This window comes from Amycolatopsis kentuckyensis, from assembly GCF_041679295.1.
In the GTDB taxonomy this organism is placed as follows: domain Bacteria; phylum Actinomycetota; class Actinomycetes; order Mycobacteriales; family Pseudonocardiaceae; genus Amycolatopsis; species Amycolatopsis kentuckyensis_A.
Window position 1 is genome coordinate 71,679 of the sequence record NZ_JBGDMD010000019.1, and the last position, 21,877, is coordinate 93,555.

Consider the following 21,877-nt stretch of genomic DNA (forward strand, 5'->3'; position numbering starts at 1 on the left):
TCCCGACCGACTCACGGCCCGCCCGCAGCCGGCAGGCCCCGCAGCCGCCCACCAGGAGGCCAGCAATGCCCCGACACCGCAACGTCGTGGTCGTCGACGTCAAGACGTCCGGCGACGACTTCAACGTCCTCGGCTACGTGCCCGTCGAATTCGCCTGGTGGAACCTCACCACCGGCGCGCGCGGCGACTTCCTCGTCAAGCACAACGTCCGCCTCGTCACCGACCTCGGCGACCCGCAAGCCCTGCGCGCGCTCCGCTACGTCGAACGTGGCCTCGCCGAGCAGGACCAGGACCTCGACCACGCCGCGCTGATCCGGCTCGAAGGCCAGCTGTACGACAACACCCTCGCCGCCGTCGACCCCACCCGCGTCGCCCGGCTCCTCACCCGCCAGTACAGCCTCGTCCCCGCCCATCAGCGCCCGCAGTGGGGGAGCGACTTCCCCACCAACGAGCCGTGGCACTCCCGGCTGCTCGACCTCACCAGCTTCGCCTGCGGTGTCCTCGCCACCGCGCCCGACCAGCTGGCCGGCCTCGACGACATCGCGGCCACGCTCGACATCACCCCGGCCGACCCGGGCACCGCCGCCGGGGACGTCGACACCGCGGGGCGCTGTCTCCTCGAGCTGACCGAACGCAGCATCGACCACCGCGAGCGCGCAGCCCGCCGGTTCTTCCTCGGCCGCGCCCGCCGCCACACGCCCACCCTCACCGGAGCGACGCTGTGACCACCTTCGCCCCGCCCGTCAACCCCGCAGTTGACGACCTGGCGGCCGTGCTGGACGCTTCGCCCATGCCGACGAACCCCGCGCTCCGCCAGGCCGCCGCCCTCATCCGCACCCTCAAGCTCACCGACGACGTGCCGTTCGACCCGGCCGCCCCGAAGTACGACGACTTCGCCGCGCTGCTCGACGTCGAGAAGGCCGCCCACCGCGTCATCGTCAACGCCCGCCTGGCGCTGATCGACACGTGGATCGCCGAGGCCGGCAGCCTCCAGCCCGTCGCCGACAAGCTCGGCGTCACCCGCCAAGCCCTGAGCAAGATGCGCACCGAGGCACGGAAGGCCGCCGAGACAGCCGAAGCGGAGGAGACGACGTGAAGGCCCTGACCGACCGCCCTCGCCACAACCCCGTCATCGACCACGGCTGGTACGCCCAGCTGCTGCACCGGCTCGACCGCGCCACCGCGCGGGCCCGCCGCCACCACCGAGCCCGCGCCGCGCGCCGCTACACCACCCGCGCCGCCGCCCGGCCGGGTCAGTGGGTGCCCGTGCTCAGCCTCCGCGAGCGCGACATCATCACCGAGGCCGCGTCCGGCCAGCTGCCCGCAGGCATCCGGGAACGGGTGAGCGACGTGTTCGTGCCGGACGCGGACGAAGGCGTCGTGTACGTCTTCACCGAACCCGACGCGGGGGAGGCGCACCTGCGGCTGCCGGCCTCCGACTGGGTGCGCCTCGCCGACCCGGCGCCGAAACAGTGCGTTCCCGGCGGCTACGTCTTCGCGTCGCCCGTCACGTCCCTCGGAGGGAGAGCCCGGTGACCAATCCGACCGACGAGCTTCGCGCCGCCGCCCGGCTGCTCCGCGGCCGCGCGGCGGCTGTGCCGCCCGGCAAGTGGGTCCCCAGCCGCACGGGAGTCCTCGGCGACCCCGTGATCGTCAACGACCGGGAACGGCCCACCGTGCTGATCGAGACGCACGCCGCGCAGTACGAAGCCGTGAACGACTACCTGCTGCTCCTCTCGCCGGACGTCGCCGAGCCACTGGCCTGCCTGCTCGAAGAAGCCGCGCTTCGCCGCGACCGCGGTGAGGAGTTCCAGGCACACGCCGAGAACCTGGCCGGCCTGCTGTTGGAGAGCGCCGCTGTCCGCCACTGACTCGTAACACCTTCGCCGCGCCACGCGACGCCCTGTACCAGCACGGCGGACTCTGACCACCGACCGAGAAGAGGAACCGGATGTCCACCACCGTCGACACGCAGCTGCTCGCCGACGTCACCAAGGCCGCCAGCAGGAACGCAGGCTGGTACGGCCCGACCTACCTGAAGGAGGCAGCCTCGCTGCTGGGCGAGCTGCTGGAGGCCGGCCAGCGGCACGGCGTCGCGCCGAGCGAATGGGACAACGTCGCCAACCTGCCTGCTGCTGCCGTGGATGTCCTGTGGCGCCAGGACCGGTACTACAAGAAGCCCGAGACCGCGGCGGCCGTGATCGCGCTGCTCCAGCACGCGGAGAACGCGCTCGCCGCGAACCACGGCGTCACCGCCGAGCGCCCGGCGGAGTGGACGCTGGCTCTCCCTCGCGTCGACACCAGCCCGCGCATGGGGCGCGATGGCGACGCCCAGCTGGTCATCGCCATCGACGGCACCGGCGGCTGGATGCTCACCATGCACGACCCTCGGGCCGTTGGGATGACGCGCATGAACACCGTCTACGCGACGTTCGACGCCGCCGGGGCCGCCGAGGTAGCCGAGATCGCCGTCCAGGTCAACCGCGACCCCCGCAACCCGTTCCCGCTCCGGTAGACGAAGCTGAGCTGATGTCTGCCGAGCGCACGTCTGGACCGCGCCAGCGTCCCCGCTTCCGGAGGTCGCCGTTTGCCATCCTTGCCGTAATTACGGTCGCGATCGCCTCCTCCTTCATGCTTGCGGCGCTGGCGAGGGACATCGTCAAGTTCGGCGCTCCCCAGGCCTCGACCTGGTTCCAGGTCGGCGCTTCGGTATTCCTGTTTATGGCCGCCGCAGGCGGGGTGTACTCCGCCGCTCGGGAAAACCGGCGCGCTGCGGGACGCAGCGAGGTGACTTACCGAGACAGGATCATCGAGGTCAAGGAGCACCTCACGCGCACCAGCACGCTGCTGCGCGCGCTCGAAGACGACCTCGCCACCCGAACGACGCTGCTTGAACAGGCCGAGGCGGACGCCGACCGGTACGAGCAGCTGGCGTCGCTCAAGGCGGAGCAGGCCAAGGCCGTCGAAGACCTGATCGGCAGGCAGTTCAAGCGACAAGGCCGGTCGGCATTGATCTACTGGTGGGCTGCCCTCGTGCTCGCGTTCCTGTCCGGCATCGTCGTCAACGCGATCACGCCCACCGTGCTGTCCTGGTTCTCGTAACGCCGCCGCTTCACGCGTACCCGGCGTACGGCTCCCGGGCGGGGGAGCGGCGGCCGTAGCTGGCGTCGCGGATCCGGCGCCACGCCAGCGCGTGCACGTCCCGCGCCCGGCCCGTCGACGAGTGCCGCTCGCGGAGGTCGAAAGCGGCCCAGATCCAGCTGGTACTCGACAACGTTCACCGGCACCCGCGCCTTCGCGCAGCGCTCGATGAAGCGCTGCTCAGCGGGGGCGAAGTCGTATTCGGGCACCTGATCATCGTGTGCCGAGGTGCCCGCGGCCGCGACCGGGCGACATCGCCGGCCTGGCCGTGCGCCGTGCTGATGCGCGCGGACAGGCCAGCGCGGGAAGTCACTCCGGCTGCGGCGCATCGCCGGGCTCCGCTTCGCGGAGCATCTCCGGGTCCACGGGCATCCGCAGGTCGATCTTCGTCTTCCCGTTCTGGGACACCAGCTGCAGCTCGACGACGCACCACCAGTCCCCGGAGACCGTGAGGAACTGCTCGACCAGGCGCCCGGGTGCCCAGCCGCCACCGACGCCGGCTGCGCGCACCCAGATCGGCGTGTCCTTGCCCCAGCGCATCCGCCGGGGCGGCAGGACCAGGGTCATGTCGGCCTCGACGTCGACCGGCGGGTCTTTCGGGCGCACGGCCTCGCGCGTCCACTCGAACCGCGGATCGTTCTCGAACACGCGTTCGATAATGCATTCCAGTCTGCCGAGTGGCAAATCCGGGAGTTTTCGCAGCTCGTGCCCGAGAGCGTACGAATGGCCGTTGTTGTCGGCGTCGGGAGACGCGGAGAGTGTGCCCGACACTGAAACCGCAACGCAGCGTGACGGTGTAAGAGTCCGCGGCAAGGAAGGCAGGGGCCCAGCCTTCCTCAAACGGCCGATGCATTGTTCGGCTACCGCAACCGCGACGGCCTGCCAGACGTCGCGCGTCTCCTACCAAGGCACGAGAGCAGGTCGCCGGCCTGCCCGCGTGAAGAAAGTGGGCCATCCCGTGGAACTGATCAAGGCCGTCGTCGTCATCGGCGTGCTTGCGCTGCTGGGCGCTGCCGTCCTCCGGCGCATCTGGGGCGAGAAGCCCTCGCCGTGGCTGATCGGCATCCTCGCCGCGCTCCTGGTCGCCGTGCTCGCGCTCGTCCTCGGCTACCCGGAGGTGGCGGGGAAGATCTTCGGCGGGGGACCGGGCGCCGGCCTGGCGAAGTAGCCATGGCTGGTCGAATAGTTGACGAAAACAGGACACGACCGGTCGGGCGATGCGCCCGACCAGCGCGACCCGGAAGACTTGGCCAGGTGGATACGCCGATCGATCTCCCCGACGTGTACGAAGTCCGCCAGGGCACCGCGCTGGGCGCCGCCATCGAGCAGGCCCGTGAGACCGGCGACCTCAGCCCCGCGCTGAAGATCGTTGACCACCTCGCGGCCGAGGCCGACATGGACCGGGACTTCATGATGGCCCTGATCCTGTTCCGGCAGAGCGTCGACGCGCAGACCGCGGGCGACCCCGAGTTGGCCGAGGTGTACGTCGGGCTGGCGAGGAGCAGTTTCGCGCCGGAGACGCTGCGCCAGGTCTCGATGATGTCCAAGCTCACCGCCGGGATGCGGCAGGGCTGGTTGCCCGCCGAGGGGCATGACGAACTCGCCGCGTACCTGGACGAGGCCGGCGCGGACGCGGTTTCGCTGAAGCGGGTGCTCGCCACCGTCGAGAGGCGCGCGAATGGGTGAACCTCTCCGTAGATTGTCAGTCGATTACTGCGTTTTTCGTGAAGGTGGAGCAAGCTGGCCGTCGTGACCGTCCAAAGCGACCCCGAAGACCAGCTCGGCCCGTTCCGGCCGCCGCTCGGAACCCCACACGCGACCATCGACGCCCTCCGGAACCTCGGCGCGGCCGCCACCGGCGCCAACCCGGAGTTCCGCGCGCTGATGAACCTCCCCCAGCCCGAGGAGGTCAGCCGGGAAGCCTGCGAAGCCGGCCTGCTGCTGCTGCCGAGGGAGCGAGGCCAGCTCGACCGGATCGAGTTACAGCTGATCGAAGGCGCGCTCGACCGCGGCGCCACCCTCACCTCGCTCGCCGAGCGGCAGGGCATCACCCGGCAGACGATGAGCCAGCGCTACCGCGCCCTCGGCGGCGCCCGGGAGCTGTCGCCCGGACGCCCGAAGAGCACAAGCCCCGGCTACACCACGACGAAGTGGTGGGTCGCCTGCACCATCGAAGGCCTCGACGACGTCCACCGCCGCGGCGAGGTCCAGGCCAAGGGCCCCGGGCCCGGCCAGGCCGGCGGCGTCACGTACCCCGTCTTCGGCGGCGGCTTCACCACCGAAGAGCCCGTGGAGGAAGGCCGCGTCGTCTACCTCGGCACGCTGCCCGACGTCGGCGACGACCCCGAGCCGGGCGTGGTGGCCGTTCATGGCAACGAGAACCCCGGCCAGATCACCACGACGCCGGTGTACGTTCGCGCCGAACACGTTGCCCTGGAGGCGAAATGACCGAGCCGCAGACCGAGTTCGCGTACCGCATCGTCGACGGGCAGAACCGCGGGTGGCTGTCCGTCCCGGACACCGACCGGTACTGGCGGTTCGACGAGCAGGCGGGCCACGTGGAGAAGGCGTTGGTCGACATCGAGCACGAGGCCGGCGGATCTCGCCCGGTTGTCCCGCCGCGCAAGGAGGACGTCGACGAGCTGCACGCCGCGTTCGCCGCAGCGGGGCGCAAGATGATCACCAGCCTCGCGTCCGCGCTCGAACAGGTCTTCCACGAAGCCCGCGAACGCGACAGCAGCGGGAACTCCTGGGACTACGCCCAGCGCACCCTCATGGCCGGTCGGCCGGGCTCCTGGGAGTCGGTAGGCCTGACCTCGATCGTGGTGTTCGGCAATGGCCTCAACCTGTGGCCGTACAAGGACTCCACGCCCGTGGACGAGATGCGCGCCACCGGCCCGAACCCGAAGCGCGTCGACGTCGCCGCCCGGGACCGGATAGCAGCCGTACTACGCCGTTGGACAGCCAGCGACGAGGGCTACACCGAGGTCGCCGAGAACCTGGCCGACATCGTGGCCAGCTTCGCCGACGAGCAGCACGGCGCGGACGGCTGGGCGAAGATCGCCGACCAGTGGCTCCAGCCGAAGAGCCTGGCCCAGGACGACTTCCGCGCCTGCTACCGCGTGCTGTACTCGACCTCCAGCCACCTCAACACCGACTACTGCTGACCGGGAAGCACGATGAACAGCTTCAGGTTCCCGGACCACGACGGCACCCCGCGCCAGTACCGGGCGGCGCCGCGTACGACACCGCCTCACCCGCTCGGCAACATCCAGCCGGAGCCCCAGCGCACCGAGGCTGATCTCCTCGCCGCGCTCGGGCTGCCCGCGGCGCCGCAGCAGCCGGGCGACGTCCCTGCCGGCCTGAGCAAGGTGTGCGACTTCTGCGAGCGCGCCCCCGAGCAACACCCGCCAGCCTGGTACTACCCGACCAAGTCGACGCTGGCGTCCGAACTCGGCGGGGTCGAAGTGCTCTTCGACCTGGGGCCGCTGCTCGGCAACGGCTGGGTCGCCTGCAACGAGTGCCACGGTTACCTCGACCGCGGCGACTTCGCCGGCCTCGCCGACTTCCTCGGCTATGCGCAGCTTGAGCACAGCGCCGTCGACCAGTTCCGCAAGGCTCAGCTCGGCCCCGGCCAGCGGCTGCGGGGGAGCGGCGGGTGACACCCGAGGAGCGGACGGCGTACGCCGTCGCGCTGCGCGCTCGCGAGACTGCAGGAGAACGCCTGACGCTCGTGGTCGGGCCGTTCACGCGGGCGATGATGCCGGGCATCGTCTGGTACGTCACCCAGAACGGCCCCCAGCCGGACGTCATTCCGGACGACGAGCTGCGGAAGTTGATCCGGCGGGAGAAGGCGGGAGAACGCGCCGAAGTGCCGATCGGACCGTTCGCCGCGATGCAGCTGATCCGCGGCATCCAAGGAATCGTCAAGCATTCCCCGGCCTTCGCCGCGTTCGGGCCGGAGATGTTCGCGCCGCTGCTCGACCAGCTGAAGCTGATGTTCGTCGACGACCCGCGAGGCGGCGAGGTCATCCTCAACTTCGAGAAGAACTCGCGGTGACCATCCCGCGCCAGGCTGGCGAGCCGGTGCTTCCGTACCCGCACGCCCGCAACGACTGCGTCGGCTGCCGGGAGTTCGACGCCGACGTCGAGTTGCTCGACGACGCCGGCGAGCCGCGGCGGCCGCCGCACGAGCTGTGCCAGGGCTGCTTGGGGAAGGTCGTGGCCACGCTGGCGGGCATGGACTCCGGCCCGGATCGCGACCGGCCGGTGACGCTGCACTTCCGCCCGGCCCGTGAGCGCCGCTAGCGGCCTGGCGCGACCTGGTCCTGGTCGCCGTCCCAGCCCGCCGTGAGGTTCAGCCACGCGCCGAAGGCAGCGCCGACGTCCTCCGGCGCGATCTCGCGCGCTTCCACGAAGTGGTCGAAGTCGGGGAAGTCGCCGTCGTGGCACCCCGGGCACACCGTGTCGGCGGCAGGATCGGTGCTGTTCGGCGTGCTCATGGGCTCGACGGTAACCCTGGGGCCCGCCGGGACCGGCTATGGTGAGCGGGTGACCGCGGCCGCGCACCACCCCGAGCACCACGAGCCTGGCGAGCTGGACTCGCCCCGGGCCATCCGGGACGCCCTCCTGCCGGAAGAGCGCGGCGAGTTTGACGCCGCGTACAAGCAGGCGCTGGCCGACGCGGGGGAGAAGCTGGACCTGACCGACGTCTTCGAGACGCTGGCCAGCTGGCGCCGCATCGCCCGGCAGACGATCGCCGACCCGGCCGCGCACCGCGCGATGCTCCAGCAGGCCGAGCGCACCCTGGCCACCGGCGAGCCGCCCGCCGGCGCTGTGCCGCTCGCCGACGTCCGGGCCCTGCTCCGCCGGTAGAACCCTGGTGGCGTACCGCATCGAGACGGACCCGCGCGTCCTCGGCCAGATCCGCACGCTCCCCGACGACGTCCTGCCCGAGCTGGCCGCCGTGTACGACCTCCTCGAGCTGGCCCCGCTGACCGGGCCGCCCTACAACCTGGCCAAGCCGAAGAGCCCCATGCGGATGCTGGAGTTCGCCAGCGGCCGCGGCCTGGTCACCTACCTGGTGCTGGAGGACCAGGAGCGCGTCGACGTCCTCGACGTCACCTGGCTCGGCTGAGCTCGGCGGCCGCCCGCTCGGCGGTCTCGTCGTCGGCGAGGCGCGACAGCAACCAGCGCACCGCCCGGCGGCGTCGCGTCTCGTCGAGGCCGGCCAGCGCGAGGTAGGCCGTGCGCATCGCGGCGATCTCCGGGTGCTCGGGTGTGGTCATGTCTTCGAGCGTCGCACGGAACTGGCCGGTTGCTGTCGCACTTATGTCGCACGCCAGCGGTCTAAAAGGCCGGTTCGTCCGGCCGGTAGTCGCCTGATTCCTCGCCATAGACGCGTTCCGGTTCGAGGTCCATCAGCACGCGCGACGGTTCGCCTGGGCGCCAGCCGGGGCCCCAGACGTCGCCGTACGGGTACGGGTGGTCGTCGATGCCGATGCACAGGTTGGACGTCGTGATCGCCGCGGCTTGGCGGCTGGAGGTCCAGAGCATCAGCTGCCAGCCGGCGTCCGGGCGCCAGGATCGCACCGCGTACTGCGGCGCGTCTCGCTCGTCGACCGTCCAGGCGGGTTCCGGGGTCGGTGGCGCGCACTTCGGGCGTGGCAGGTCGGGCAGGGTGCGGAACGGGCGATGCGGGCGGTCCGGCCGTTGCCCGGCGGGGGGATCGACGGTGTCCAGCACGCTTCGCCTGGCCGGATCGGTCGGGTCGGGGCCCCAGACCTGCGCGCGCATGACCGCGCCGTCCTTCCAGCGGATGCCCGCGGCTGCGACTTCCCGGGCGCGGTCGAGATCGTCGCACCAGCCGACCGTTCGCCAGTGCGGCATGACGCCGTGCCAGCCCCCGGAGAGCACGCCGTCCAGGTCAAGGACGGTGAACTCGCGGACTTCGTAGGGCAGTTCAGCGGCGGGCTGCGGCACCGCGGGCGCGTCGGCGATCTCGCCCGGGTCGTTCATCGCCCAGCCGGTCGCGGCCCAGGTCCAGCATCGCGCGGCGAGCCGGAATGGCGGGTTGTGCACTCCGAAGACGGCCAGCGGCGGCAGCTCGGTGACGACCGAGTCCCAGGTTGCCGGGTCCGGGTGCTCGACCGGGACCAGCGGCTTCAAGGGGGTCCACGCCTCGGCGTTGCGGATCGGGGTGATCAGCCAGCCATCGTCGGTCTGCTCAACCTTGCCCAGGAGCCCGAAGTCTTCGTCGATGGTCATGCCGCTGGCGACCTGCACGGCCGGTCGGCGGCGGACGGCGAAGGTCGCCCGGGTGTGGGAGGTTCCAGCTTTGGCGGCGTACGCGCGGGCGTCGCGCTTGAGCCTCTTGTTCGCGGTCACGGTCGATCTCTCGTCTCTACGACGGGCTCCCACGCAGCCCGCCCGGGTCGGGAGTCGACAACCAGCGCAGCGTCAAGCTGGCGCGAGTCGGAGCCCCTTCGGTCCTCTGGCGCATCTCGACCGGCGTGGGCGATCGCATGATGCTCGGACTCTGGCCAGCGCAACGGCCGCGCCAAGTATGGCAGGAGCCACCGACAGTTTCACGCGCGTCGTCCCACAGTGAACCCACACGGGGAGGGGAGCCCGGCGCGGCTCGATACGGGGGCCGCGCCGGGCGAAGATCAGCGGGGCGCATCACCCCCGTCCGCGCTGTCCTCGTCGCCGGCCTCCGGAGGCCGGGGGAGCAGCTGTCGGAGGGAGGCGGCCCAGCGGCTGTCTTCGCGGAGCAGGCCAGGCAGGGCTTTGAGAATCGGGAGGACGAGCCGCAGTACTCGCTCGTTCTCGGCGCCGGTCTTGATCAACCAGCGGAGGAACCACAGTGCTTGGGCCATCGTGGTCAGTCGCACTACGGCGGCGAGGGTGCCCAACCCCAACACGGCCGCGACGTACGCGTTAACCGGACTTGATCATGAATCATCCCTGCTTGGGGGGCGGCTCGCTCGGTGATGCGATCCGGCTGTGGACGCACCTTAACCGGTAGCGACCATTGCGGCTCCGGAATCTTCCAGATTCAGTACATAATCTGTATTATGAACTGAGTATCCGAACACTGTTACGGACGAGGGGACGCACACCATGACGGTGTGGACAGGACAGATCATCGCCGTGTCGGCGTACGCCGCGGTGCTCGTGTGGGGCGTGATCATGGGTGTCCGCCGCCGCGCTCTGCGGCGGCTGCTCCCGATCCTCGCGCTCGGCGTGCTCGCGCTCGCCGGAGGCGTCACCACCATCGTCCTGACCGCGTAACCCGACAAGAGGAGGTGAACACCCCCGTGGGCGTCGTTCACGACCTGCTGGCCAGCCGCAGCGACATCGAGCTGGAGTTCGTCCGGCACCGCCACCGGGGCCGCGTGCACGTCGCCGTGCCGCACGATCCCAACATCAAGCCCGAGACGGTGCCGATAGACGACCTCGACGAGGAGGCGAAGCTCCAGGCCGCACTGAGCTTCACCCGCAAACCCGTGCCGACGCTCTGCGGCCGCGCGCCGCTCGTGTACTTCGACGGCGTGACGGGCGATCACGAGATCGTCGACACCTTCGACGACAACGACCTCTGCTGGAGTTGCCACCGCGCGCTCGGACCAGAGCACTCGTCGCGGGCATTCGAGCACCCCCGACCGATCGATCCAAGCCAGGAAGGAAGCGAGTGAAGATCTTCGGCTTCGAGCTGAGCGGCAAGGCCTCGGCCGCCGAGCAGCACCGCCGCGAGCGGGAGGCGCGGAACCAGCGCGCCATGACCAGCGTCGTCGGCGAACCCGGCCAGGCCGGCGCGAACGGCACCTCGGCGCCCATCGCGGCCGACGAGGGCGAGGACGTGGTCCGCGTGCTCCGTGCCGCGCAGACGATGCTCGGCGCCACCGGCGAGCGCGCCGACTGCCGGCCCGACGAGATCGCGCGGGAATTGAGCCGCCGGATGGGCGCAGCCGCGGCAGTGCACGCCGTCCCGGAGTTCTGCCCGATCTTCGACACGGAGATCGAGCTGTTCGAGTACGCGATCCGACTCCTGGAGAGCAGCATCCTCGACAGTGAAAAGGCCATCGGGTACAGGGCCCGGCCGCTGCTGGCCGATCTGCACCTGCGCCAGGGTTTCACCGAGGTCACCCAGTACGGCACCTTGCCGGTCTTCCGCGCACCAGGCGCGAGCGCATAACCCAGCACCACCCGGCGGGACAGCACCCCGCGAACAAACACCACCTTCCAACACATCACCGAGCTGGTCAGCACCCAGCGAAGGAGAACCCTCATGTCCACAACGGACACCAGCACGCCGGAACCGGCGAGCAGACACGACTTCCCGTTCGCGGTCACGATCACGTGCCCGGGGCACCCCACCGTCCACCTCGGCTACACGTACCGGCACGACGCCGAGCAGGCCGCCTGGCACCTCACCGCCGCGCTCGACCACACCGCGCACCCCGAAGGCACCGAGATCATCTGGGGCGCGACCCCGACCGGCGTCGAGATCACCCCGCCACTGACGACGTCCTACCAGTCGATCGCCGAGCACCCCGAGTTCACCGCCGAACACCGCTTCCCGGACCTCTACTCGCGCCTCGTCGCCCAGGAGGGCCACGAAGACGGCCGCAAAATCTGGCTCCAGGCGTGCTCCTACTACGACCAGCTGCACGAAGATCCCGAAATCAACGACGTGACGCAGCCGGCCGGGCTCGACCCCGACTTGCTCGAAACCGTCCTGATCGAGCACGTCGGCGAGAACCAGGCGCGCGAGATCTTCGCCGCGTACGACGCGGCCACTGGAGGTGCCCGATGACGACGACCGGCGCCATGTGGCGCAGGGTGATCGCCGAGCAGCGGGCCAAGCTCGACGAGACGAACTGGCGCTTGCAGAACGACACCTGGGGCATCGAGCACTCGCCGAGCCTCGTCGGCACGACGCTGGTTGAGCGCGCCGCCGGCCTCGCCTACCGGGTGAAGATGACCGCGGGCTTCGGCGACGAGCTCGTCACGATGTCGTGCCGCCACGCCCTGGTGCTCGACCAGGAGGGGATGCTCGCGGAGCCGGGACACCAGGAGCGGGTCGCCGCGGTGCTCGCCCTCGTGAGCGATCCGGCCACCCGCAATCTCTCCGGCGTGGTCGTCGCCGACAAGGTCCGCGCTCTCCTCGAGGAGAGCGCACCCGAGGGGACCTTGTGGTGACCGCCGACCTCGCCGAGCTGCAGGAGGCCATCCGCGGCAACCAGGGGACGGCGCTGTTCGCGCCGCCCCCGGCGTGGGCCGCCCCGGACTTCGCCGAGCCCGCCCGGGAGGCGCGGCCGGCCGCGCGGTTCTGCCCGAAGGGCCACCGGCTGCGGTTTGACACCGAGCAGGCCGCGCTCGACCGGCTCGCCGAGATCCAGGACGCCCCGCCGGACCCGAACCGGCTCTACAGCCCGGTCTACGCCCGCGAGTGCCGCAGCTGCGGCGGCTACCACCTCACCTCGAAGCCCGGGAAGCCCTGGCGCAGCGGCAAGACGCCGCGCGCGATCCGAACAGCAAGGAGGCCGCGTTGAGCGAGCCAGACGTCGCCGGCGAACTCGTCCGGGCGGAAGCGGTTCCCGCCCAGGTCCGGGACGAGGCCGGCGACCGGTGGCAGCGCGAGCTGGCGATCGTCGGCGCGTGGCTCAAGGAGGTCGGAGGCGACACCAAGGCCACGTACCGCGACGCGATCGGCTACCCGTACGACCAGTACGAGACGTGGCGCGACACCTCTCGGCTGCGCAACGGTGTCACGTGGCTGACCTGGTGCGCCCGCAACGGCGTGCACCTGTTCGAGGCGAAGCGCGTTCACGTCGTCGAGTGGGCGCAGGCGCTCAACGACACCCCGCACCCGGAGACCGGGCTGCCGCTCCCCCACTCCACGCGCGGGCACACGTTCACCGCGGCGTCGGCGTTCTACACGTGGGCGATGCAGGCCGGGCTGACGGAGATGAACCCGATGGCCCTGGTCAACCGGAAGAACCTCAAGGTCGACATGCCCAGGGGCACGAAGTCCACTACCAGGTCCCTGACCCGGGAGGAGGTCGGCGCGCTCCTCGCGGCCGCCGACAAGGACCCGGCGGCCGACGTCGCGCTCCGGACGTCGGCGATGATCTGGTTCCTTTTCGCCTGCGCTCCGCGCGTCACCGAGATGATCACGTTGCGGGTGAACAAGATCCGGCGCACGCACGGCGTCCGCGTCGTCGACTTGGTGCTCAAGGGCGACCGGGTGCACACACTGACAGTGCCGCCGGAGGCATACGAGCGGCTTGAGCGATACCTCGAATCGCGCGGCATCGGCTCAGCCATCGCCCTGCGTGGGACGGCATCCGCCCCGCCGCTGCTCTTCGTCACCTCGACGGGCAAGCCGCTGGCGCGGTCCGCGGTGAACGCCACGCTCGAGCGGATTGCCCGGCTGGCCGGCATCGAGGAGCCGGAGACGGTCACCTCGCACGTCGCCCGGCACACGGTGATCACCGAGGGCCGCCGCCAAGGCCTCTCCGATGAGGAGCTGCAGGCGCTCATCGGACACCTGCAAAAGGAGACCACCGGCCGGTACGGCAACCAGTTCTTCGACCCGGCCAGCTCCCCCGGCCTGGCGATCGCGTCGTCGTTCAGCGAAGCCGCCGCCGAGCACCGCGGCCCGCTATGATCGCGGTGGTCGCACGCGCAGACCACTCTCCGCGCCGGACGGGCCCCCACGTGGCCACCCGGCACCCAGCGGACAAGACGGCTCATGGCCTCGGCGCGCAGCAGCAAGGCAGACCCGTGATCGGCAGACCTCGCGGGGTGACGTGGGCGCTCCGCTGGAGGACGCCATGACCAGCCGCAACACCCAGAAGGCCGCGCGGGCTCGCGCCCGGAAAACCGGGGAGAGCCACACCGCCGCGGTCCGCGCAGTCCGAGAGCAGGCCGCCGCCGGGCCACCGGCCGACAAGTATGGCGGCCACCGGTTCGACTACGAGTCCCTCAACGACCTGTTCAAGTGCTCGGACTGCGGCGAATACGAGGTGGTGGCGCGCAACGACGACGGCTCGATCACCCCATGCCGCGGACTCCCCAGCTACGCCGACGACCCCGAGCGGGTCTACCTGCTGCTCACAGAGAACCCGGCGAAGGCCGATGGCGGCACCGCTTGGATCTCTGGCCGCATCCGCGAGGGGAAGACCGGCCGGAGCGTCCGGTTCGGGTGGCGGAACGGCCGCTGGATCATCGAGTCGGCGCCGAGCGTCGTCGACCAGCTGGAAGACCATGTCAAGACGATCACGGCCCTCGCTCATGGGGCGGGACTCGACGGCCCCAGGGTGCTGGCCTTCATCAAGGTGCAGCGGCTCACCGCGGCGGAGGGGCAGCAGGTCATCGCGGACAACTACGCCTCCTACGTCGAGAAGTACGGGGAGCCCCGGTAGCGGCTCAGGCCACGGTGACGGGCAGCGAGCTCAGCCCGCGCAACGTCATCGTGGCCGCCCACTCCGGATCGCCGGCGAGCTGCAAACCCGGGGCGCGGCGGGCGAGTTCCCGCAGCACCGTCCGGCCCTCCAGCCGAGCCAGCGGCGCACCGAGGCAGAAGTGGATGCCGTGCCCGAACGACAGGTGCCGCTCCGGGGCCCGCGTGATGTCGAACGTGTCGGGCGCCTGGTGCGCGCGGGGGTCGCGGTTGGCGGCGCCGAAGAACACCAGTGTCTGGTCGCCGGCGTTCAGCTCGACGTCGCCGAGGGTCGTGTTGGCCAGCACGGTGCGCATGGTGAGCTGGATCGGCGAGTCGTAGCGCAGGATCTCCTCGACCGCGGCCTCCGCGAGCGTTCCGTCGCCGACGAGGGCGGCGTACTGCTCGGGGTTGCGCAGCAGGGCCAGGACGCCGTTGCCGATGAGGTTCGTCGTGGTCTCGTGGCCGGCGACCAGCAGCAGGGTGAGCGTGACCAGCAGCTCCCCCTCGCTTAGCATCGCGCCGTCGTCGGAGACCGCCACCAGCGCGGACAGCAAGTCGTCCCCCGGGGCGCGGCGGCGCTCGACGGCCAGGTCGCGGAAGTAGGCGATGAACTCCCGCCGCGCGGCCGCGGCGCGCTCGGCGACATCCGGCGGCAGGAGGAACCCCGGGTCCGAGGCCCGCGCCATCGCGGCCGACCATGCGCCGAACCGTTCCCGGTCCTCCCCCGGTACGCCCAGCAGCTCCGCGATCACCGTCACCGGCAGCGGCACCGCCAGTGCCTCCATGAGGTTCGCCTCGCCGGCGTCGACGATCCGGTCGATCGCGTCGGTGGCCAGCTGCTCGATCCGCGGCCGCAGGTTCTCGACCACGCGCGGCGTGAACGCCTTCGACACCAGGCGACGCAGCCGGGTGTGGTCCGGCGGGTTCAGGAACGCGAACGCGCGCACCACCCGGCCCTGCTCGTCGACGGGCTGGTCCGGGTCGCCGCCGTCGATGACCTCCGGCTCGGGGTGCCCGAACTCGGTGCCGCGCAGCGCCTGGTCCGCCTCGTCGTGGCCGAGCACGGCGACGAACGGGCCGCCGACCCGGACAACCGGCGCCTTCTCCCGCCACTGCGCGTACAGCGGGTACGGGTCGAGGCGGTTTCGTGGGTCCAGCAGCTCGCCGAGCATGTTCACCAGGGCACTTTGTCACGCCGCGGCGGGGCCGCTGCAGCCCGGTGCCCAGTCGGAGGCAGGATGCAGGAGGGGCTTGAGCGGAAGGGGTGACCGGTGGCGGAGTTTCCTGATGTGACGGGGGCGCGGGTGTTCGTCGAGGCGGACGGCCGAAACATCGCGCAGGGCAAGTGGTACGCGCTGGACGACCGGGCGGTGTTCGAGCGCTACGACGGCAGCGGCTTCTCCGACCCGGCGGTGATCTCGCCGGCGACCTTGATGTCGAGCCCGAGCTTCCGACAGGTAGAAGGGCCCGGTCGGGACGAGCAGTAGCCCGCCCCGACCGGTGTAGCCGGCTCGATCAGGTCAGCGCGAGCTGGTGCCGCGCCCATTCCCGTGCAGCGTCAGCGAACGCCGGGTTGAAGCCGCCGCTCATCGCCCGGTGGGTCCAGATGCCGGCCAGGGCGACGGCGAACGCGGCGCTTCCGGCGATTGGCGGCGGAGTCTCGTGAACACTGTCGGCCCATCGTTCGACGTCCCGAGGAGTGTGACCGGCGGCAAGCAGGCGCGGGGCGAGGAACTCGACTTCGACCCACGCTGCTCCGCGGGCTGTCCACGACCAGTCGACGATCCGGGGACCTGCCGGGCCGATGATCCAGTTGTGGCTGTTGAGGTCGGTGTGCAGCAGCGTGTCGCCGATGGTGTGCGCCGGGGCGGCGGCTTCTCGGGCCGCGAGCTCGGCGAGGTTGTCCGACGCCCAGGAGTCGAGGCCTTCGGGTACGCCCTTGCGGAGGTAGGTGTTCCAGACCTGGATGCCGGCCAGGCGCTCACCGATCAGCTGCTGTTTCTCGCTCGTGGGCGCCGGGATGCTGGTGGCCAGAGTGCGTAACGTCTGCGCCACCAGCGGGAGGTCCGAGGAACCCGGAGCGAAGTCCGCAGGGCGACCTTCGACGTACTCGAATCCCAAGAGCCGCCAGCCGTCTGCGTGGAGGTCCCACAGCAGGCGCGGAGAGACGTCGGCGGGCAGGTCGGGGCCGATGGCGGCTTCGCGGTCGAACATCGCGAGGGTCCACGGGTCGACGTCGTCGGGTATCCCCTTGCAGAACACGGGTGTGCCGTGACGTAGGTGGAGCGTGCCAGCGAACGCGTTGTTGACCCCGGACGGTGCGGGCTCGGCCTGGACGACCGGCCCGCACCGGGATTCGACGACGCGTCGAGCACCTTCGGGAAGCTGGTCCCAGTGTCGACGGTCCATGGTGGCGGCTACCGGGTGGCGGGCGGTCGGCCAGCGCCGCATCCGGACTCGCCGCAGCTGGCGGCGTTGTCCCACAGTTCGTGGTCGACGACGAAGCCGGCGGCCTCGATCACCTTCACCGATTCGGCGGCGATGGCGCGGCCTTCGTCGCCGAAGGCCGGGTCGACGTCGGGGTCGTGGTGGACGAACCAGCCGGGGCGCTGCGCGGTGAACTCGGCGTACTCGTGGGTGCGGAGCATGAAGGCGTGCCAGCCCTTGTCGACCCGCTTGCTCGGGCGCAGGAACTTGTCCGGGTCGGCGGAGGCTACGAAGGCGATCGCCTGGTCCACGATCCGCTCGGCGACCTCGCGGTCGGTGACCCGGTGGGAGCACGCGGCGTCCAGCTCGCGGTCCTCGCGGAGGACGTCGTTCGTCAGCTTCCGGAACAGCTCGTCGGAGACGAGGGTCCGGGCCTGGATAGCGGTCTTCTGTACAGAGGCGGTCATGCGGGGGTGTTCCTCCCTGCTCGTTGCCTGGCCGCGCTCACCTTTCCCCACACGAAGCGTAACTGGTCGGACACGATAACGCACCTGCTTCGTGTCAACGTTTTGTCACCCACGGGCGCGCACTTCCCACTGCAACCCGCGTGGCGATCTTGATCGCGACCCCTTCAAGAACGGTCGCCTCGGCAGGACCTTTCTCGCGGATGTCTGCGTCGACGGGCACCTCGGACCAGAAGCTCGGCGCCTTGTCGCCTTCCACCAGAACGGTGTAAGTCAGCTTGGCATCGCGACGTAGTAAGGAGGGCTGGACTTCGAGGAAGTCCTTATGTTGGACCAATTTTGGCCAAGGTGAGCCCGGGACGTCGGACTGATGGATCTGCTCCAGCACGTCCACGATGTGCGCGCCGAAGAACAACTTGATCGGCCCGTCGAAGGCATCCTTCCGGATGTCTCGACGGCTCCGCACGGAGATGTGCACGGTGACCACGTGAGGGTTGGTTAGCACAACCCCATCAGACCGGACTTCCAGGGAAAGGATCGCTCCCGCCCGGTGGACGAGCGGGGTGATGTTCGCGGCGTACACGTACAGCCGTCGCTTGGGGTTCGCCACCCACCAGGTAACGAACCCGCTGACGACGATGGCGAGGATCGCCACTGCGACGCCGGCGATGGTCCAGAAAAGGGCTGATGTGTACCAGGGCTCAGGCGGGGCGGGCGCAGGCGTCATGGCGGATATCGAACCAGGCTGGCGTCGGGCAGCCGTCAAGCGCCACGGTCACGAGTTCATTGCTTGCAGTAACGCAAGATCTGTCTGGCGAGACATACCGGCGTTGACCATCGTCACGTAGGAGGGGTCCGTGATCATCCGTCGTACCGTCTTGGCCGTTGCCGTCTCCACGGCCGCGCTCTCGTTGGCCGCGTGCAGCAGCTCGGGCGGCGCGCCCACGGCGACCGACTCGGCGGGCGTTGTCGCCCCGGCCGAGGCCGCCGCCGGGCCGAAGTCCGCCGAGGACGTCACGAAGACGCTCGGCGCGAAGATCCCCACGGTGAAGCTGTTCAAGACCTACACCGCGGAGGACGACCCGAACCACCTGCTCGGCCGGCCGAACGGCTACACGTCGAAGACGGCGTTCTCGGACTCGCGCGTCAAGGCCGACGACGTCGAGTACTCGAAGGAGGACGCGGTCGAGCGCGGCGGTTCGGTGGAGGTGTTCGCCGACGAAGCCGGCGCGAAGGCGCGGATGGACTTCATCCAGTCGGTCGCGAAGGGGATGCCCGCGGTCGGCGAGTACGACTACGTGAAGGGCGCGGTGCTGGTGCGGGTGTCGCGGTTCCTGACGCCGGACCAGGCGAAGGAGTACCAGACGGCGCTCGGCGGCTGAACGACGAAGCGCCCCGCCGGCCTGGGAGATCGCTCTTGGCTGGCGGGGCGCTTCTCGTTCGTCGCGGCGGCCCGGGTTCGAGGGTGCCGGGTCGCGTGTCCTAGTGCGACGGACGGTTCGGGTGTGGGGTTTTCCCTGCTGGCGACACAGGGTTTGCGTGTCGGAAGGTCTGTGTCGCCAGCAGGATCCCCCCCTGCTCGTCGCCGTGCGAGTGCTGATCACCCGGCGAGGTCTTCAAGCTATCCGCCCATCCGAACCAACGTCAACTAAAAATTACATCCTCGACGGTATGCAACATCAAAGTTACTCCGTTCGAGTGGTCAAAAAGTGGGCACGAACGTCAAGATCGTGATCCCGAAACCGAGCGCCGTACCCGCCGCGACCTGCGCAGGAGTGTGGTCGCCGGTGACCACGCGGGCCCAGCAGATCAGCGCCACGACGAGCAGCAGCGCCAGGGCCACGGGCCCATACACCACGGCGAGCGTCGCGACTCCCCCGCCGGAGACGGCCGCATGGAGGCTGATCTTCCAGCGGAACGTGATCACGAACGTGACCACGAGCGACACGAGCATGGCGACCGCCATGTACACCAGGTCGGTCGGCGCGTGTCCGAACAACATGATCGCCAACCCGACCGCGGTGGAGGCGAAGCACACGATCAGCGGCTTCACCCGGCCCTCGCGGTTGCGGACGTGGTGGCCATCCCAGGCGCCCTTCTTCGCGCCCCGCACGATGAACGCCATCGGCACGGCAGCGCAGAAGAACGCGATAACGAAGCCCCACAGCAGGGTGAACCCGACGCTGTAGCCGGTGGCACGCCACGGCACCGCCAGCGACAGCAGCACGAGCACCACCCAGGGCGCGAGGATTTCGCCGACGACCTTCCCGGCCTTCTCGGCGGCGGTCTGGGGCTGGTGTTCAACGGTGTCGGTGCTCATGGCCTTCTCGTGATCAGCTCGGGATGAGCGGCGGCCGCTGCCACGCCGCCGCGACCAGCCGCAGGAACTGGACCATCGCGGCGAGGTTGTTGCCGGTCGCCGGCTCCGTGAGCACCTTCTCACTCGGCTCCGGAGCCTGGGCAGCGTGGGCAGCGATTGCGTGACGCCACACCTCCGCTTCGACGGCAGCGACGAGCTCCGCGCCCTCCAGGCCGCGGGCCTGCGCCGCCTGCTCGGCCGCCTGCGCCACCTCGGGGTCGAGCCAGGCGCGGAGCCTGCTGCGGCCGTCCATGATCTCGATGGCGCGGCGGTAAAGCGCGAACTCGCTGTCCCACTTCGGCGGCCGGGCCTCCAGCGCGATCGCCGGCTGGGCCGCGGTGAACGCCTGCCACAACGGTTCCAGCTCGCGGTAGGAGCGCCGGTATTCGACCAGCATCCGAAGCGCGGTGACCCGTGGGCCCCAGACCGGCATGGACAGACCGATCAGGGCCGCGAGGACGCCGCCTGCGATCACGGGCACTTCCAGGCCCTGCGGGTACGGCGGAGTGATGCCGATCGCCTCGAGGAGCGTGTACGCCAGGTGGTGGGCGGTGTAGAGCAGGCCGAGGCCGGTGCTGATGGTCAGCGTCACCAGGCTCCGGCGGAGCCACACGCGGTCGGCGATGCGCGACCACTTCCAGGACAGCCGGCTCAGCGTAAGGAGCAGGACGCCGGTGGCAGCGGTGTAGCAAAGCACCGACGCGCGGATGAGCGGGAAGGCCGCGTAGTCCAGGTCCAGGTAGTCGGGGTTCTCGAAGGCGACGCTGAGGCCCCAGGTGACGACCATGCCGGCGGCGAGCAGGTACATCGCGGCCTGGTACCAGCGGATCTCGGCGGGCCGTTCACGGCTGCCGTAGATCGACAGCAGGTAGAACCAGGTGAAGGCCTCCAGCGAGCCGAGGATCAGCAGGTGCTGGACAAGGAACTGCGGCGCCGAGAGGGTCCAGATGGCCTTCATGCCGACCGCGACACACAGGGTCAGCAGCAGCAGGCCGGACCACATCGCCCACATCGCGGGCCGTTTCGGCGAGCGGATCAGGTCGACGAGCCGGTAGACGGTGACCGCGATCCCGGCGAGGACCATCACCCATTGCAGCGCGGTCTGGATCGCTTCACGCACGGGCGCGCCCCATGACGGAGGCGAGCGCGTCGACGCTGTTGAGGTCGGCGCCGCGCAGGCGGCGCTTCGGCTCGATGAGCTTCCGGCCGGCGGCCTGCCAGATCAGCGACGCCGCGACCTCGGCTTCGGTCTCCTGGCGGTGGGAGTACGTCTCGCGGTGCAGCACGCCGTCGCCGTCAAGGTCGCCGCCGTTGTCGACGATCAGCTTGCGCAGCTGGTCGTTGAGCGGGCCGCGGGCGAGCACGGCGTCGTCGTCGCCGCGGTGGCACAGCAGGATGTGGGCGGCCTCGTGCGCCAAGACTTGCTCCCAGTGCAGGTCACCCTCGCGGAGGGTGGAGTCGTAGAGGATGACGTCGACGTTCTCGGTGGGCACCCACATCGCGTCGGGCCCGTTGGGCGGGATCTCGGCGGCCAGCAGTTCGATCGGCCGGCCGCGGTGGTCGGCGACGCGTTGGATGAACTCGCGGATGTCCCACGGGTCGGGGATGCCGACCTCGGCGAGGAGCTTGTTGATGCGGCGGCGGAGGCGCCGGTACTCGGCGGCTCCGCGAAGGCCGGGCCGCCAACGCGCGGTGTCGGCGGCAGATCTGGCGTCGATGGACATGGTGCGGCTGTGTTCCTATTCGGGCTTCGCGTGCTTCTTATTGAGTTGGACGAGCTGTTCGCTCATGGTGGCGAGGACGGTCCGTGCTTCGGGTGTCATCTCCCCCATCCGGAAGAGGACTTCCTTGACGCCGGCGTCGCGCTGCAAAATGTTCAGCGCGGCCTTCGTCTCGACGTCCGCCACCGCGGCCGCGGCCTCGGGCGTGCTGTCGAAGTCCGTGAGGAAGGCGACGGAGACGCCGAGGACCTTGGCCAGTGAGTTGATCGTCTCCAGCGTGGGGTTTTGTTTCTTCCCGCTCTTGAGCTGGTAG

The 21,877-nt window shown here is 70.2% G+C and carries 38 protein-coding genes and 1 pseudogene; 25 read left to right on the plus strand and 14 right to left on the minus strand.

All coding sequences use genetic code 11. From position 1 onward, the window contains the following. Positions 1-65: 65 nt before the first annotated feature. From ACERZO_RS47735 to ACERZO_RS47760, 6 genes are all read left to right on the plus strand, one after another. A complete protein-coding gene (locus tag ACERZO_RS47735) occupies positions 66-725 on the plus strand; it encodes a hypothetical protein (protein ID WP_372672647.1) in 660 nt (219 codons plus the stop codon). Beyond that, positions 722-1,096: a hypothetical protein gene (locus tag ACERZO_RS47740; RefSeq protein ID WP_372672649.1), complete on the plus strand. Its 375-nt coding sequence runs from the start codon at positions 722-724 to the stop codon at positions 1,094-1,096. Before ACERZO_RS47735 ends, ACERZO_RS47740 begins: the two co-directional genes overlap by 4 nt. Then, positions 1,093-1,536 carry a hypothetical protein gene (locus tag ACERZO_RS47745; protein ID WP_372672650.1) on the plus strand — a complete coding sequence of 148 codons (444 nt, stop codon included), beginning with the start codon at positions 1,093-1,095 and terminating at the stop codon, positions 1,534-1,536. The genes ACERZO_RS47740 and ACERZO_RS47745 overlap by 4 nt, the downstream gene beginning before the upstream one ends. Further along, complete coding sequence (locus tag ACERZO_RS47750; protein ID WP_372672651.1) at positions 1,533-1,871, plus strand: hypothetical protein; 339 nt, start codon at positions 1,533-1,535, stop codon at positions 1,869-1,871. The genes ACERZO_RS47745 and ACERZO_RS47750 overlap by 4 nt, the downstream gene beginning before the upstream one ends. An 80-nt stretch (positions 1,872-1,951) precedes the next feature. Then, entirely contained in the window at positions 1,952-2,515 is a 564-nt protein-coding gene (locus ACERZO_RS47755) for a hypothetical protein (protein ID WP_372672652.1), read from the plus strand. 14 nt (positions 2,516-2,529) lie between these two features. Then, positions 2,530-3,102: a hypothetical protein gene (locus ACERZO_RS47760; RefSeq protein WP_372672653.1), complete on the plus strand. Its 573-nt coding sequence runs from the start codon at positions 2,530-2,532 to the stop codon at positions 3,100-3,102. 10 nt (positions 3,103-3,112) lie between these two features. On the opposite strand, the gene ACERZO_RS47765 is transcribed toward ACERZO_RS47760, so the two are convergent. Then, positions 3,113-3,274, minus strand: coding sequence for a hypothetical protein (locus ACERZO_RS47765; RefSeq protein ID WP_372672654.1), 162 nt, complete (start codon positions 3,272-3,274; stop codon positions 3,113-3,115). Between the two features lie 176 nt (positions 3,275-3,450). After that, positions 3,451-3,789: a hypothetical protein gene (locus ACERZO_RS47770; RefSeq protein ID WP_372672655.1), complete on the minus strand. Its 339-nt coding sequence runs from the start codon at positions 3,787-3,789 to the stop codon at positions 3,451-3,453. 310 nt (positions 3,790-4,099) lie between these two features. On the opposite strand from ACERZO_RS47770, the gene ACERZO_RS47775 reads away from it, so the two are divergent. The 7 genes from ACERZO_RS47775 to ACERZO_RS47805 all read left to right on the plus strand — a co-directional run bounded on the left by ACERZO_RS47775 (position 4,100) and on the right by ACERZO_RS47805 (position 7,449). After that, positions 4,100-4,309 carry a hypothetical protein gene (locus tag ACERZO_RS47775; protein WP_372672656.1) on the plus strand — a complete coding sequence of 70 codons (210 nt, stop codon included), beginning with the start codon at positions 4,100-4,102 and terminating at the stop codon, positions 4,307-4,309. 86 nt (positions 4,310-4,395) lie between these two features. Beyond that, positions 4,396-4,827, plus strand: a complete 432-nt coding sequence (locus ACERZO_RS47780) for a hypothetical protein (protein WP_372672658.1) — start codon at positions 4,396-4,398, stop codon at positions 4,825-4,827. 63 nt (positions 4,828-4,890) lie between these two features. Further along, on the plus strand, positions 4,891-5,589 hold the full coding sequence (locus tag ACERZO_RS47785; RefSeq protein WP_372672659.1) for a hypothetical protein: 699 nt from the start codon (positions 4,891-4,893) through the stop codon (positions 5,587-5,589). Beyond that, a complete protein-coding gene (locus ACERZO_RS47790) occupies positions 5,586-6,308 on the plus strand; it encodes a hypothetical protein (RefSeq protein ID WP_372672660.1) in 723 nt (240 codons plus the stop codon). Before ACERZO_RS47785 ends, ACERZO_RS47790 begins: the two co-directional genes overlap by 4 nt. A 12-nt stretch (positions 6,309-6,320) precedes the next feature. Beyond that, the gene (locus tag ACERZO_RS47795; RefSeq protein WP_372672661.1) at positions 6,321-6,803 is read left to right on the plus strand and encodes a hypothetical protein; all 483 of its coding nucleotides are present in this window, start codon (positions 6,321-6,323) and stop codon (positions 6,801-6,803) included. Continuing rightward, complete coding sequence (locus tag ACERZO_RS47800) at positions 6,800-7,201, plus strand: hypothetical protein (protein WP_372672662.1); 402 nt, start codon at positions 6,800-6,802, stop codon at positions 7,199-7,201. Before ACERZO_RS47795 ends, ACERZO_RS47800 begins: the two co-directional genes overlap by 4 nt. Then, positions 7,198-7,449 (plus strand): hypothetical protein, encoded by a 252-nt coding sequence (locus ACERZO_RS47805; RefSeq protein ID WP_372672663.1) that lies wholly within the window; start codon positions 7,198-7,200, stop codon positions 7,447-7,449. The genes ACERZO_RS47800 and ACERZO_RS47805 overlap by 4 nt, the downstream gene beginning before the upstream one ends. Here ACERZO_RS47805 and ACERZO_RS47810 read toward each other — a convergent pair. Then, positions 7,446-7,643, minus strand: a complete 198-nt coding sequence (locus ACERZO_RS47810; RefSeq protein WP_372672664.1) for a hypothetical protein — start codon at positions 7,641-7,643, stop codon at positions 7,446-7,448. The two genes, ACERZO_RS47805 and ACERZO_RS47810, sit on opposite strands and share 4 nt — an antisense overlap. A gap of 49 nt (positions 7,644-7,692) precedes the next feature. On the opposite strand from ACERZO_RS47810, the gene ACERZO_RS47815 reads away from it, so the two are divergent. Continuing rightward, positions 7,693-8,016 carry a DUF6247 family protein gene (locus tag ACERZO_RS47815; protein ID WP_372672665.1) on the plus strand — a complete coding sequence of 108 codons (324 nt, stop codon included), beginning with the start codon at positions 7,693-7,695 and terminating at the stop codon, positions 8,014-8,016. A gap of 7 nt (positions 8,017-8,023) precedes the next feature. After that, positions 8,024-8,278, plus strand: coding sequence for a hypothetical protein (locus ACERZO_RS47820; protein ID WP_372672666.1), 255 nt, complete (start codon positions 8,024-8,026; stop codon positions 8,276-8,278). On the opposite strand, the gene ACERZO_RS47825 is transcribed toward ACERZO_RS47820, so the two are convergent. The 3 genes from ACERZO_RS47825 to ACERZO_RS47835 form a co-directional block, all read right to left on the minus strand. Further along, positions 8,262-8,429, minus strand: coding sequence for a hypothetical protein (locus tag ACERZO_RS47825; RefSeq protein ID WP_372672667.1), 168 nt, complete (start codon positions 8,427-8,429; stop codon positions 8,262-8,264). The genes ACERZO_RS47820 and ACERZO_RS47825 overlap by 17 nt on opposite strands. 61 nt (positions 8,430-8,490) lie before the next feature. Then, positions 8,491-9,528 (minus strand): hypothetical protein, encoded by a 1,038-nt coding sequence (locus ACERZO_RS47830; protein ID WP_372672668.1) that lies wholly within the window; start codon positions 9,526-9,528, stop codon positions 8,491-8,493. 281 nt (positions 9,529-9,809) lie between these two features. Next, positions 9,810-10,034 carry a hypothetical protein gene (locus tag ACERZO_RS47835; RefSeq protein ID WP_372672669.1) on the minus strand — a complete coding sequence of 75 codons (225 nt, stop codon included), beginning with the start codon at positions 10,032-10,034 and terminating at the stop codon, positions 9,810-9,812. A 229-nt stretch (positions 10,035-10,263) separates the two neighbouring features. Between ACERZO_RS47835 and ACERZO_RS47840 the strand changes: the two genes are divergently transcribed. From ACERZO_RS47840 to ACERZO_RS47875, 8 genes are all read left to right on the plus strand, one after another. Then, positions 10,264-10,434, plus strand: a complete 171-nt coding sequence (locus ACERZO_RS47840; protein ID WP_372672670.1) for a hypothetical protein — start codon at positions 10,264-10,266, stop codon at positions 10,432-10,434. Between the two features lie 14 nt (positions 10,435-10,448). After that, the gene (locus tag ACERZO_RS47845) at positions 10,449-10,838 is read left to right on the plus strand and encodes a hypothetical protein (protein ID WP_372672671.1); all 390 of its coding nucleotides are present in this window, start codon (positions 10,449-10,451) and stop codon (positions 10,836-10,838) included. Further along, the gene (locus ACERZO_RS47850; protein WP_372672673.1) at positions 10,835-11,338 is read left to right on the plus strand and encodes a hypothetical protein; all 504 of its coding nucleotides are present in this window, start codon (positions 10,835-10,837) and stop codon (positions 11,336-11,338) included. The genes ACERZO_RS47845 and ACERZO_RS47850 overlap by 4 nt, the downstream gene beginning before the upstream one ends. 93 nt (positions 11,339-11,431) lie before the next feature. Then, positions 11,432-11,959: a hypothetical protein gene (locus ACERZO_RS47855; protein WP_372672674.1), complete on the plus strand. Its 528-nt coding sequence runs from the start codon at positions 11,432-11,434 to the stop codon at positions 11,957-11,959. Continuing rightward, entirely contained in the window at positions 11,956-12,345 is a 390-nt protein-coding gene (locus ACERZO_RS47860; RefSeq protein WP_372672675.1) for a hypothetical protein, read from the plus strand. Before ACERZO_RS47855 ends, ACERZO_RS47860 begins: the two co-directional genes overlap by 4 nt. Continuing rightward, positions 12,342-12,698 carry a hypothetical protein gene (locus tag ACERZO_RS47865; protein ID WP_372672676.1) on the plus strand — a complete coding sequence of 119 codons (357 nt, stop codon included), beginning with the start codon at positions 12,342-12,344 and terminating at the stop codon, positions 12,696-12,698. The genes ACERZO_RS47860 and ACERZO_RS47865 overlap by 4 nt, the downstream gene beginning before the upstream one ends. Continuing rightward, on the plus strand, positions 12,695-13,816 hold the full coding sequence (locus tag ACERZO_RS47870) for a tyrosine-type recombinase/integrase (RefSeq protein ID WP_372672677.1): 1,122 nt from the start codon (positions 12,695-12,697) through the stop codon (positions 13,814-13,816). The genes ACERZO_RS47865 and ACERZO_RS47870 overlap by 4 nt, the downstream gene beginning before the upstream one ends. Positions 13,817-13,982: 166 nt before the next feature. Then, entirely contained in the window at positions 13,983-14,573 is a 591-nt protein-coding gene (locus ACERZO_RS47875) for a hypothetical protein (protein WP_372672678.1), read from the plus strand. A 4-nt stretch (positions 14,574-14,577) separates the two neighbouring features. Here ACERZO_RS47875 and ACERZO_RS47880 read toward each other — a convergent pair whose 3' ends face one another. Then, positions 14,578-15,765: a cytochrome P450 gene (locus ACERZO_RS47880; RefSeq protein WP_372672687.1), complete on the minus strand. Its 1,188-nt coding sequence runs from the start codon at positions 15,763-15,765 to the stop codon at positions 14,578-14,580. Positions 15,766-15,864: 99 nt separating this feature from the next. On the opposite strand from ACERZO_RS47880, the gene ACERZO_RS47885 reads away from it, so the two are divergent. Then, positions 15,865-16,080, plus strand: coding sequence for a hypothetical protein (locus ACERZO_RS47885; RefSeq protein ID WP_372672679.1), 216 nt, complete (start codon positions 15,865-15,867; stop codon positions 16,078-16,080). A gap of 28 nt (positions 16,081-16,108) precedes the next feature. On the opposite strand, the gene ACERZO_RS47890 is transcribed toward ACERZO_RS47885, so the two are convergent. The 3 genes from ACERZO_RS47890 to ACERZO_RS47900 all read right to left on the minus strand — a co-directional run bounded on the left by ACERZO_RS47890 (position 16,109) and on the right by ACERZO_RS47900 (position 18,211). Further along, positions 16,109-17,002 carry a hypothetical protein gene (locus ACERZO_RS47890; protein WP_372672680.1) on the minus strand — a complete coding sequence of 298 codons (894 nt, stop codon included), beginning with the start codon at positions 17,000-17,002 and terminating at the stop codon, positions 16,109-16,111. 8 nt (positions 17,003-17,010) lie between these two features. Then, positions 17,011-17,487: a hypothetical protein gene (locus tag ACERZO_RS47895; protein WP_372672681.1), complete on the minus strand. Its 477-nt coding sequence runs from the start codon at positions 17,485-17,487 to the stop codon at positions 17,011-17,013. A 94-nt stretch (positions 17,488-17,581) separates the two neighbouring features. Further along, positions 17,582-18,211 (minus strand): hypothetical protein, encoded by a 630-nt coding sequence (locus ACERZO_RS47900; RefSeq protein ID WP_372672682.1) that lies wholly within the window; start codon positions 18,209-18,211, stop codon positions 17,582-17,584. Between the two features lie 130 nt (positions 18,212-18,341). Here ACERZO_RS47900 and ACERZO_RS47905 point away from each other — a divergent pair, with 130 nt between their 5' ends. After that, positions 18,342-18,866 (plus strand): hypothetical protein, encoded by a 525-nt coding sequence (locus ACERZO_RS47905; RefSeq protein ID WP_372672683.1) that lies wholly within the window; start codon positions 18,342-18,344, stop codon positions 18,864-18,866. 320 nt (positions 18,867-19,186) lie between these two features. On the opposite strand, the gene ACERZO_RS47910 is transcribed toward ACERZO_RS47905, so the two are convergent. The 4 genes and pseudogenes from ACERZO_RS47910 to ACERZO_RS47925 all read right to left on the minus strand — a co-directional run. Further along, complete coding sequence (locus tag ACERZO_RS47910; protein WP_372672684.1) at positions 19,187-19,804, minus strand: phosphatase PAP2 family protein; 618 nt, start codon at positions 19,802-19,804, stop codon at positions 19,187-19,189. Between the two features lie 13 nt (positions 19,805-19,817). Next, positions 19,818-20,963, minus strand: coding sequence for an MAB_1171c family putative transporter (locus tag ACERZO_RS47915; protein WP_372672685.1), 1,146 nt, complete (start codon positions 20,961-20,963; stop codon positions 19,818-19,820). Beyond that, positions 20,956-21,567, minus strand: a complete 612-nt coding sequence (locus tag ACERZO_RS47920) for a hypothetical protein (RefSeq protein WP_372672686.1) — start codon at positions 21,565-21,567, stop codon at positions 20,956-20,958. Before ACERZO_RS47920 ends, ACERZO_RS47915 begins: the two co-directional genes overlap by 8 nt. Positions 21,568-21,582: 15 nt before the next feature. Continuing rightward, a pseudogene (locus ACERZO_RS47925) lies at positions 21,583-21,877 on the minus strand (hypothetical protein); the annotation flags it as partial.